General features: G+C 40.8%; 11 protein-coding genes. 5 read left to right on the forward strand and 6 right to left on the reverse strand.

From position 1 onward, the window contains the following. Positions 1 to 193 precede the first annotated feature (193 nt). Positions 194 to 508: a hypothetical protein gene (locus H6G92_RS25580; RefSeq protein WP_190897054.1), complete on the reverse strand. Its 315-nt coding sequence runs from the start codon at positions 506 to 508 to the stop codon at positions 194 to 196. A gap of 299 nt (positions 509 to 807) precedes the next feature. On the opposite strand from H6G92_RS25580, the gene H6G92_RS25585 reads away from it, so the two are divergent. From H6G92_RS25585 to H6G92_RS25595, 3 genes are all read left to right on the forward strand, one after another. Next, positions 808 to 1,167 (forward strand): hypothetical protein, encoded by a 360-nt coding sequence (locus H6G92_RS25585; protein WP_190897056.1) that lies wholly within the window; start codon positions 808 to 810, stop codon positions 1,165 to 1,167. Between the two features lie 10 nt (positions 1,168 to 1,177). After that, on the forward strand, positions 1,178 to 1,828 hold the full coding sequence (locus tag H6G92_RS25590) for a Uma2 family endonuclease (RefSeq protein WP_190897058.1): 651 nt from the start codon (positions 1,178 to 1,180) through the stop codon (positions 1,826 to 1,828). Positions 1,829 to 1,941: 113 nt separating this feature from the next. After that, positions 1,942 to 2,334, forward strand: a complete 393-nt coding sequence (locus H6G92_RS25595; RefSeq protein ID WP_190897060.1) for a nuclease A inhibitor family protein — start codon at positions 1,942 to 1,944, stop codon at positions 2,332 to 2,334. Between the two features lie 80 nt (positions 2,335 to 2,414). On the opposite strand, the gene H6G92_RS25600 is transcribed toward H6G92_RS25595, so the two are convergent. Together H6G92_RS25600 and H6G92_RS25605 are read right to left on the reverse strand one after the other, a co-directional pair. Beyond that, positions 2,415 to 3,254 (reverse strand): DNA/RNA non-specific endonuclease, encoded by an 840-nt coding sequence (locus H6G92_RS25600; protein WP_190897062.1) that lies wholly within the window; start codon positions 3,252 to 3,254, stop codon positions 2,415 to 2,417. A gap of 468 nt (positions 3,255 to 3,722) precedes the next feature. Continuing rightward, complete coding sequence (locus H6G92_RS25605) at positions 3,723 to 4,220, reverse strand: DUF6174 domain-containing protein (RefSeq protein WP_190897064.1); 498 nt, start codon at positions 4,218 to 4,220, stop codon at positions 3,723 to 3,725. A 465-nt stretch (positions 4,221 to 4,685) separates the two neighbouring features. Between H6G92_RS25605 and H6G92_RS25610 the strand changes: the two genes are divergently transcribed. Continuing rightward, positions 4,686 to 4,871, forward strand: a complete 186-nt coding sequence (locus H6G92_RS25610) for a transposase (protein ID WP_190897066.1) — start codon at positions 4,686 to 4,688, stop codon at positions 4,869 to 4,871. Positions 4,872 to 4,942: 71 nt separating this feature from the next. Here the strand turns inward: H6G92_RS25610 and ctpC are convergent, their stop codons facing one another. From ctpC to H6G92_RS25625, 3 genes are all read right to left on the reverse strand, one after another. Then, complete coding sequence (ctpC, locus tag H6G92_RS25615) at positions 4,943 to 6,226, reverse strand: carboxyl-terminal processing protease CtpC (protein WP_190897068.1); 1,284 nt, start codon at positions 6,224 to 6,226, stop codon at positions 4,943 to 4,945. Positions 6,227 to 6,423: 197 nt separating this feature from the next. Continuing rightward, on the reverse strand, positions 6,424 to 7,650 hold the full coding sequence (ispG, locus tag H6G92_RS25620; protein ID WP_190897081.1) for a (E)-4-hydroxy-3-methylbut-2-enyl-diphosphate synthase: 1,227 nt from the start codon (positions 7,648 to 7,650) through the stop codon (positions 6,424 to 6,426). Between the two features lie 508 nt (positions 7,651 to 8,158). Next, positions 8,159 to 9,535 (reverse strand): dihydrolipoyl dehydrogenase family protein, encoded by a 1,377-nt coding sequence (locus H6G92_RS25625; protein ID WP_190897070.1) that lies wholly within the window; start codon positions 9,533 to 9,535, stop codon positions 8,159 to 8,161. Between the two features lie 166 nt (positions 9,536 to 9,701). Between H6G92_RS25625 and H6G92_RS25630 the strand changes: the two genes are divergently transcribed. After that, complete coding sequence (locus H6G92_RS25630; RefSeq protein WP_190897071.1) at positions 9,702 to 9,845, forward strand: hypothetical protein; 144 nt, start codon at positions 9,702 to 9,704, stop codon at positions 9,843 to 9,845. Positions 9,846 to 10,173 lie beyond the last annotated feature (328 nt).

A 10,173-nucleotide genomic window follows, 5' to 3' on the forward strand; every position in this document is an offset into this window, starting at 1 on the left:
GCGGGTCAATGGCTTTTCAAATGATCTCTGCTTCACTTATTTACACCCGCCTGTTGGGCGAGCGCTTTTCGCAGATATTCTTGACGTGGTTCAATATAAATCTGCTTACGAATTTTGCTCGACACAATTTAAATTGTACATCATGTAAAATTTAAATTGTGTATTAATTGATAGTAGTATTGCGATTGGTAACTCAGTCTTGCGAGACATCGCTTAAAAAGTATATACGCTTTAACAAATGAGCACTGGGATTCTTAATAGTATTCCCATAGGCAGCAGAGGACTCTACGATAAGAAGCTTATCGTCACAAGTAAAAAATTCTTTAAATTGCCTATGGAGACTTTCAACATCTTCATCTTCTGGCACACTAATACACCATACATTTTTCAAAACTTTCTCAGCACCAGCATCAGCCCTGATTAACTCTTGTTCAATTTGCTTATAATCTTCACTACGGTTTTCTGTGTCTATCAAATCATAGAGAATAAAAAATTGTTTGTTTTTCATAACAACACTCATAAATACTAAAATAGAGATTCATGCTACTATTTATATTTATTTAAATAAATCATGCTAGTAAACAGTACAAATACTGGTATTTAGCATAAAGTCATAATATAATGCATTGTTTTGTAGTAATATTGTGAGCACAGATTTATCTTACGCAAAGCTGAGGGAGTGTGGTTTTATGGATTTTATTATTAGCGACTGTGTTCGCAAAGATGTAAATAAAAGTGCAAGATGTATATTATAGTTTGGGTACACTATAATATACATTTTGCAATGAAAATTCTTATATAATTATTATGTTTGTGTTTTACAACGACAAAAATAAAAAACTTGAAATAATAGAGATTAAATCAGGAATTAGACCCTTAGATATAGCAATCAATATTTTTAATTGGCCAAACTATTTTTTGATAAACTTATTTAATAACTTAGTAGATAAAATCAATTCACCAGGTAATCTTTCACAAGATGATAGTGAAAATATAATAAAAATCATCGAGGAAGGTCGTAAACAAAAAGTTTCAGAAATGGAAATCGAAATGAGTCGTGATGTTGCTACAGGAGTCAGTATAAACGGTCTAGAAGGTGTTGACGTAACAATTGGATGTAAAGGTAATACTAAATATGTGATGAAGGTAAAATACAAATACGATTAGGTGAAGAACAATGGTAACACTTCAATTACGACAATTAAGTGTTCCGCCAGGACATAGAGTAATACTCCACGATGTTAGCTGGCAAGAATTTGAGGCGATTTTAGAAGAACTTGGCGACCATCGAGCCACTCGATTGGCTTACAGCCACGGAACTTTGGAGATGAGAATGCCATTACCAAAGCATGAGAAAGCCAAAGTCATCATTGGGGATTTGGTGAAAATACTGTTGGAAGAATTAGAAATTGACTGTGAAACATTTGGCTCAACCACTTTCAAACGTGAAGATATGGCTTTTGGTGTAGAGCCTGATGACTCTTTTTATATTCAGAATCATGCTCAAATGATTGGTAAAGAGCGAATAGACTTGAGGGTTGACCCACCACCTGACTTAGGAATTGAAGTTGATGTTACTTCTAAAACTCAACTAGATGCTTACGAAGCATTGCGAGTTCCTGAACTGTGGCGATATGAAAATGGCAAGCTACAAATTAATATTCTTCAGGATGGCAAATACATTGAGTCTGAAATTAGTTCTACTTTTCCCAACTTGCCTATTATTGAAGTAATTCCCCGGTTTGTCGAACAAAGCCGAACTTTAGGTAGAAGTCCAACGCTTAGAGCATTTCGTCAATGGGTAAGAAAGCAGATAACCCAAACTTAATGTAACTCTTGCTTCATCCGCGCTAAATCTCTTACCAAATGGTCGAGTTGTTCCATTCCCACCTTGCTGCTAGTTGAATGATACAGTATGAGCGTTGCTAGAAACTGATGACTATGAGCGGTGAAATTGTCGAAAAACTTAAGGAAGCTAGTACTGGCTTGTTGATGATGAGCGAGTCGGATTATCCTTTCAAGGTTGTTCAGTGGGAAGGTGCTGCACCTGCAACACAGGAGAAAATTTTGCAGCTAACAGGTTCTCAAGACCTGCCAGTAGAAATAGTAGACTTGGACTATCTCTTTCGTAATTGTGCATTTGAGCAAGAGTGGCACAATGAATTACAAAAAAAAGATGTTAAAAAATTTCAAACACTTGTCCAGACGCTTAAAGATAATCTTAGTGACATCAGCGTTTATCGTGTTGGAAAAATAAATATTGACGCTTATATTATAGGAAAAACTAAAAATGGTGACTTAGCTGGAGTAGCAACAAAACTGGTTGAAACCTAGTAAGCAGGTTGAAATTTTCTCTAAATAAAAGCCTAGCCGTATAGATGGCTAGGCTTTCTCATTTTTGAAATCATCTAAACTTATAAATTATCGATTCGCGCTTCTATTACAGACTGAATAGATGTTGAAACTTGTGAGAGAAAATTGTATCCAGTTAGGGATTCTAATGAGTCAACGCTAACCCGATAGTTTCTCCAATTCGCTGTTCGCACCCCTTGAGCGTTGGGAATATTGACAGCAATAACTCTCGTACTGGTTGTCACGCCACTAAGACCTGAACCGGGAGTATTTAATACAACAATAATTTTCCAGGTTCTGTTAGGGACTTGAACCCGTCCATTAGCTATTGTATAGAACGTTCCGTTAGAACCAGTACCGCCCATCCCATATCCACCAGATATGATGTAGAGTTCTTTACCCTGTCCTACTAGAGTTCTGGCATAATCCTCTAGGTTTGCCCAAATTCCCTGATTGTTATCTGGCGCTTGAGCAATCATATTGCTCATCAAAAAAGTGGCAGAATTATTAGTAACATTACTAGTCCTGTCAGCACTAGGTGTCATGTGACCACGATCAAACCCACTTCCACTAAAATCGGTAGATTGAACTTGATAACACCCAGAAGGAAGTGTTGTATCAGCCCGAAAAGTATCTTGCCTCGGTGTGCTACCTAACCAACTACTATTTAACTGCCAAGACACCCAATTTGGTCTACCTGTTCCGCAGTTGTAGCCAATTACATACTGTGGTTTTACCAACAAGTAGTTATTTTGGCTAGAAGTTCCAGCGTTGCTGGGGTTGCCAAGGGTTAGGTGAACACTTACTGATGACTGGGCTGGTACAATCTGTGCCAACCCAACTATGAATAAAACTACTGTCACAAATGGCAGTAGAAATTTGAAAATCTTGATTTTTTTCACGTTTTTGTACTCTTGATGACAAAAACAGTGTCCAAGTTCTTCGCTTCAATATCAAGCATACAGTGATACAAAAATAAAAATTTTTCTAATGATAAATATGTAGTGACACAATAGCCAGAAATCTCGATTCGGCAAGAGTTAACAATCAAAAAACTTACTTTCTTGATGAGTGATAGCTTAAAATTAGGACTTACGCAGAGGTCGCGGAGGAATGAGAGTTTGAGAGGATTTTTGCATAAGTCCTGAAAATTTTGCATCTCTACACTAAGATTCATGCATCTAATCAGCAACGCCAATATTTTCTCTGAGAGGAAATTTAATTGATGGGATAAATGAGGGCGATCTAGTGCGATCGCCTTTTCCTCTGAAATATTCACACACCATTATATAGAAACTTGAACGCCAGCAGTTAATGATGAAGGTTATCGGTATCTATTGCCTTAATATCTAATTTTCTGGTTGCGGTGGCTATTTAATTTCCTCAAAATTCTCAATTGTGATATATATTTCTTCATCAGCTATCTGGCTGTTGTAATCGATCTCAATTTGGGTTGGATAGCCAAGTCCAGGGCTGTAACTCACATTCAGGCTGAAGGCTTGACGGTTAATAGCATCTTGAATCACATTAAACAGCTTAGGAATTGTTTTGTAGTTTTGAAAGAATTCTGGATTAACTACTTGGCCTGTAGCTACAGAAGTGATGGAAGTTGTTTGACCATTACGGACTTCAATGACTACTGGCCCCCTAGCGTCGGGTATACAAAAGCATCCATTACTAAATGTATAGCGATAGTTGGAAATATTTTGCTGATTCCACAAATAGCGATTAAATTTTAATCGCCTTAAATCCAAGTTATTATTTTTTGTTGGCGATTGTGCTATCTCTATGGGAGATTTGGAGATTACTGGTAGGTTAAGACCGAAAGATAGCAATAATCCGGCACTGATAATGATAGGTAAACGCATATCAATTCACTTAATTTTAAAAGTGTTATATACATTAATTCATCTACTTGTTTAAATACACTTTATCTTTTGATTAAAATTTATTAGTAGTTAGCCAAGGACAAATAACAAATTTATGACTGTAGTTATTTTTCCACTGTGGTAAACTACCCAATGCACCAAAACAAAATCAAAAATTCTTTAGAAAAGCGAAACCTTGCGTTTCCATATAATTAATCATCCTGGAGAATTAATTAGTCTACAGGATGATGATATGCTGCTTGGGTGAAACGAATTTGCACCAGCCAAAAAGCTTTAGTAACGATATTCTATCAGTAGAGAAAATTCTACGCCGTTACAAGAGCTATGTCTAAATCATATCCAAATGACTTTGGCAATTAACTGCGGTGCGATCGCATCTGTGCGACAATCTTCTATCTATGCCGTAAAATTTTTACAGTAAAAAACAAATTTTTTATTTCAAGCATGAATGAAGCACAAACTTGGTATATTGTCAAATATTCTGCTGGTAACTGCGAAATCTTCCCCAGCGACAAAGTTGCAGACGATGATCTAGAAACTATAGAACAGTGGGGGCCTTTTAGTTCGCAAGGAGAAGCGATCGCTCGGCGTGTCGGACTTATTAGGTCTGGAAAGTGCCAACCAGTATAAGTTAGGAGTTAGCAATGATGGATTTTATTGCTAACTCCTAACTATTCACTCCTAACTTTATTCCTAACTCTTCATTTTTCTGCTGTGGCTGTGCCTTTAACAGCAATTTTTTTACCTATCACTTCCACTGCTTTAGCGAATTGGGGATCTGCGAGGGTAGCGAGTTTATCACGTTCGTTGAGCCACAAATCTTGTCGCTGGGCATCTGTCAAATCCACTTTCACATCTGGATCAATACCATGCTTATTAATATCTCTATCATTGGGCGTATGGTATTTAGCAATTGTCACGGCTAATCCTGAGCCATCTTCTAGGGGACGTACCGATTGCACTAATCCCTTACCAAAGGTTTGAGTTCCCACCAAAGTTGCACGTTTGTTGTCCTGCAACGCTCCTGAAAGGATTTCGCTGGCACTAGCTGAACCTTTATCCACTAATATTACCAACGGTTTATTTGTCAGAGCACGTCCGTTTGCCACTTCTCGCTCTCGCTCACCTTGGCGGTCGATGGTGGAAACAATTGTGCCTTTATTCAGCCACATCCGGGCAATATCTATACTAGAGAAAAGTAAGCCGCCTGGATTTCCACGAAGATCAAGGATATATCCAGCTACCCGTTTGCTTTCTAAATCTTTGATGGCGCTTTGCATTTCTTTACTAGCATTGGCGCTGAACTGGTTCAGGCGAATGTAGCCAAGGTTACCTGCTGGAGTTTTCTTTTGGGAATATTTAACTGGATGGATTTCAATCCGCGCCCGTTTGATGTCAAATTGCTTTGTTTGACCATTGCGCTGAATAGTTAAACTGACTTGCGATCCGGCTTCGCCTCGAATCAGGGATACTGCCTGATTGGTATCCATCCCCTTGGTGCTTTTGTTGTCGATTTTAAGGATGACATCTTTTGCCAAAACACCAGCTTTAAATGCTGGTGTATCTTCGATTGGCGCAATTACAACCAATTGCTTGGTTTTTTCATCCTGACTGATCGTGATCCCAATCCCTGTGAGTTCTCCAGAGGTATCCACTTGCATATTCTTGAATTCCGAAGGATCCATAAACCGGGTGTATGGGTCTTCTAGCTTTTTGAGCATTTCCCGAATGGACTTATACGCTTCCTGCGGATTACTGTAGGACTTGCTTAAGTACTCCTTACGAACAGCCTGCCAATCTACCTGATTAAAAGTACCGTCTACATATTGGCGTTGAACAATTTGCCAAACTTCATCTACCAATTCTTTGGGACTTGCTTTAAATAAAGCCTGACCTCGCGAATGAATGCCAAGGCTAGTAACAGCGATCGTGGAGAGTGTCACTGCCGTAGCACCCAAAACAAGCCTACTTTTTGTAATCACCATAATGACAGCTGCGTCAGAGGGAAAATATATAGTCAGTATGCTCAATCTAACACAGGCTACCACTGTACAGACCGAGCATGTATTCCTAATTTAAACAAAATACTTGACAATCCGGCGACCTTAGTGATTTAAAGATACAAAATTTTTGAGCATGGGGCATTGGTTATTCTGCTTGTTTTCCCCTGCCCCCACTCCCTTTAAGGTTCTACCCAGCGTTCATCAGCTTTAATGAGGTTAATTAATTCCTCTACACCTTTATCTTCTGGGACTTTTTTTATTTCTTCTCGACCACGATACAAAGAAATGTAACCAGGTGTTTTGCCAACATAACCATAGTCAGCATCCGCCATTTCTCCAGGCCCATTGACAATGCAACCCATAACCGCTATATCAAGACCAGTTAAGTGTTTAGTGGCCTCCCGGACTTTGTGCAGCACTTCCTCTAGGTTAAACAAAGTGCGTCCACAGGAAGGACAAGCGACGTATTCCACCATCGTTTTTCGCAATCCCAAAGCTTGGAGAATGCTATAACAAACGGGAATTTCTTTTTCTGGTGCTTCTGTAAGTGAGACGCGAATTGTATCGCCAATGCCATCAGCAAGTAAGGTAGCAATACCAGCCGTGGATTTAATTCGCCCGTATTCGCCATCACCGGCTTCGGTAACGCCTAAGTGTAGTGGATAATCCATGCCCAGTTCATCCATGCGCTTGGCGATCAGGCGATAGGCGGCTAGCATCACCGGTACTCGTGAGGCTTTCATGGAAATTACCAAGTTGCGGAAATCTAAAGATTCACAAATACGAATGAATTCTATGGCAGATTCCACCATGCCTTCTGGGGTGTCACCGTAGGTAAATAGCATCCTTTCAGCAAGGGAACCGTGATTTACCCCAATTCGCATCGATTTACCTTGGTCGCGCAAAGAAACTACCAGAGGTTCTAGGGTTTCGCGGATTTTTTCGCCAATTTCTTCAAATTCTGATTGAGTATACTCGGTTCGATTGACGTTGGGTTTTTCAAAAACATACAACCCCGGATTAATCCGCACTTTTTCTATGTGCTTGGAGACTTCCAGAGCGATTTTTAGCCCATTGTGATGGACATCAGCCACAATGGGCACGTCTTGGTAAGTTTTAATTAATTTTTGTTTAATTTCTACTAAAGCTTTAGCATGAGCCATACTCGGCACTGTGACGCGGACAATTTCGCAGCCAATTTCGTGCAGACGACGAATACCAGCCACGGAACCATCAATATCAAGAGTGTCTTCGTTAATCATCGACTGCACTACAACAGGGTAGCCACCGCCAATGGTGACATTTCCCACCTTAACGGGACGGGTTTTACGCCGCTTGATAGTTGTATCAAAGCTAGGTTGACTGGATGTAGTATTTGAAGTATCTACTATGGGCAGAGTTTGCATAACCTGATTAGGTAAATTTGCTGTCACTAAAATATTAGATTTGATAAATCTCTGTTTCCCAGATTGCCACAGCTACGACTTTTTTGGACAATTTAGGTAGAAAAAAAATGGAGAATGAGACAGGCAAAGAAATAAAGAGCAATTTAAAGATATGCTGCTTAAAAGCTCTTCTAAGTGAATAGTGTTAGCTTTCGCGGAGCGTCTCATAGAGAAGCTGAACGTTCGTGCAGCGTCTCGTAGAGAAGTTATCGCTCTTTTGCTGAGTTATAAATACTATCAGCAACACGACAATTGTATGGAGCAATCTTTGATACCTGTAATTCGCTCAATTCTTATTGGTGCAGCTTGAATTACCACTGTACTCCGTGACTATCCGATTCTTCCGGCTCATAGCTGTAAGTTATACAAGCGAGGGCTAAACGATACTTATCTAGTCGAAGCTGAGAGAAAAAAGTATATTTTGCGGGTTTATCGGCGTGGCTGGAGAAATAAATAAGAGAAAACCTCTTCACATATTCGGACACCCTGGCATGTTATCTCCAAGCAGCAACCGTGCCAGACTGGGTAAAGCTTCACCATAGGTGGGATGGATGTGAACCGATCGCTCTAATAAATGCCAAGTTGCTCCTGCTTCCATCAGGGATAAAAATACATGCACCAGTTCAGCAGTTTCGTACCCCACCAGGGTTGCTCCCAGGATTTTGTCTGTGTCGCTGTCAATCACCATACGATAAAATCCAAGGTCATGCCCCCACTCGATCGCACGGGCAATTTGGCTCATGGGTAAGGTGACAGCACACGCATTGATGCCTTGTTTCTGAGCCTGTTCTAACGTCATACCCACTCGTCCAACCTGGGGTTCTGTATAGATCGCATAGCCAAGGACGCGATCGCTCCGTGTCCGGTTTTCTCCACACAAAATTGCTTTTAAGCGGCGATAGTCCTCCCACGACACATGCGTAAAGGCAGGCTGTTTGGCAGCATCCCCGATCGCATAGACTCCAGAACAGGTGGTATGGAACTGGTCGTCAATTTTAATAAACCCTCGATCGTCTAGCTCAATTCCGCTAGCAGCTGCATTTAATGCACTTGTATTGGGTTTCCGTCCAATCGCAACCAGCAACGCTTCTCCTTGAAGTTGTTCGCCACTGCTCAGGGTCAGCCTGAACACATTATTCTCATGGGCGACGTGATTTACATTAACTCCAAAATGGAGCTTAATGCCATCCTGCTTTAATGCTTCTGCTAAGACCTCGCTGACATCAGACTCTTCCTGCCCAAGGACGCGATCGCCACGGACAATTAAGTGGGTCTGACTGCCCAAACGCGCGAGTCCTTGTCCCAATTCCAAGCCAATATAGCCGGCTCCAATTACCAATAAACGGTCTGGTAAGGTGTTCAAGTCAAAGAAGTTGCGGTTGGTCAGGTAGGGAGTTCCTACAAGTCCGGGAATGTCAGGAATCAGTGATGACGTGCCCGTGTTAATGATTACCAGAGGAGCTTGAATGGTAACATCCCCACCTTTAACCGTCCGTTCTCCCACAAAAGAAGCTTCGGCACAAATGACTTTGACACCCGCAGTCTCCAATCGCTTGCGAATCCCTTGATTAAAGCTGCTGCGGATTCCCCGAACTCGCTCCATGACAGCGGGAAAATCCACTTTTACCTCCGTGTGGATGCCTAACTTCTTGCCCTGGCGCGATCGCCCTGCTGTATGAGCCGCTGCTAAGAACGCTTTAGACGGAGTGCAGCCATAGTTGATGCAACTGCCGCCTAAAGCATCCCGCTCAAACAAGACAACCTTACGTCCCTCATTGGCAAAATCAGCCGCCAGTGGAATGCCTCCTTGACCACTGCCGATCACAATGACATCTGCTGTTTCCATCAGGCTAAACTCCTTGGAGATAGTTTGCTTTCATAACACTCTCACACTCAAAGCTAACGCTGTTCTATGACTCTCACGAGATAAAAATCAGAAACCAATGTTTCTGACTTGTTTTTATAAATCTAGGCGTAGCGACTGTCTTAAAAGAACGCTAATATCAATTCTTATGTTTGTGAAAGCTGCTCATATTTGGTTTATGGGAATTAACACAAATGCGGTTGGCGATGTTTTGCCTTATGGTTGGTTTACAGATGAGTGGTTAGATGAACGGTTGGTGATGTTGCGGAGTTTAGATGAGAGCGCTAGCTAAATTTATGTTTTAGCAATATTGATTATCGTAATCGAATTTTATTTAAATTTGTTACAAATTATGAATCAGGAGAGGAAGAAATTTTGTTGCTCACTTTAGAGGATGTTTGAAAAGTCCTCTTATCGGTATCAAATAGTTTTAGATCCCCCTAAATCCCCCTTTTTAAGGGGGACTTTGATTCTGGTTTCCCCCTTTTTAAGGCTACGGTGTACACACAAGTAGACCTAGAGCGAGTTTCCAGCCAAGAAAGGTGGATTCAAACTGATAAAGTCCACGAACTAAAGTAATAATTCCCGCAGGTTTTTGAGACCTATAACCAGACCAGCCA

It is taken from the genome of Nostoc foliaceum FACHB-393, assembly GCF_014698505.1.
In the GTDB taxonomy this organism is placed as follows: Bacteria; Cyanobacteriota; Cyanobacteriia; order Cyanobacteriales; family Nostocaceae; genus Nostoc; species Nostoc foliaceum_A.

Bases quoted from the DNA above. Each gene is read 5' to 3' on its own strand.
- H6G92_RS25590 (WP_190897058.1), top strand. From the start codon at position 1,178: ATGGTAACACTTCAATTACGACAATTAAGTGTTCCGCCAGGACATAGA.
- H6G92_RS25630 (WP_190897071.1), top strand. From the start codon at position 9,702: ATGTTTGTGAAAGCTGCTCATATTTGGTTTATGGGAATTAACACAAAT.
- ispG (WP_190897081.1), bottom strand. From the start codon at position 7,650: ATGCAAACTCTGCCCATAGTAGATACTTCAAATACTACATCCAGTCAA.
- H6G92_RS25605 (WP_190897064.1), bottom strand. From the start codon at position 4,220: ATGCGTTTACCTATCATTATCAGTGCCGGATTATTGCTATCTTTCGGT.
- H6G92_RS25580 (WP_190897054.1), bottom strand. From the start codon at position 508: ATGAAAAACAAACAATTTTTTATTCTCTATGATTTGATAGACACAGAA.
- H6G92_RS25595 (WP_190897060.1), top strand. From the start codon at position 1,942: ATGAGCGGTGAAATTGTCGAAAAACTTAAGGAAGCTAGTACTGGCTTG.
- H6G92_RS25610 (WP_190897066.1), top strand. From the start codon at position 4,686: ATGAATGAAGCACAAACTTGGTATATTGTCAAATATTCTGCTGGTAAC.
- ctpC (WP_190897068.1), bottom strand. From the start codon at position 6,226: ATGGTGATTACAAAAAGTAGGCTTGTTTTGGGTGCTACGGCAGTGACA.
- H6G92_RS25625 (WP_190897070.1), bottom strand. From the start codon at position 9,535: ATGGAAACAGCAGATGTCATTGTGATCGGCAGTGGTCAAGGAGGCATT.
- H6G92_RS25585 (WP_190897056.1), top strand. From the start codon at position 808: ATGTTTGTGTTTTACAACGACAAAAATAAAAAACTTGAAATAATAGAG.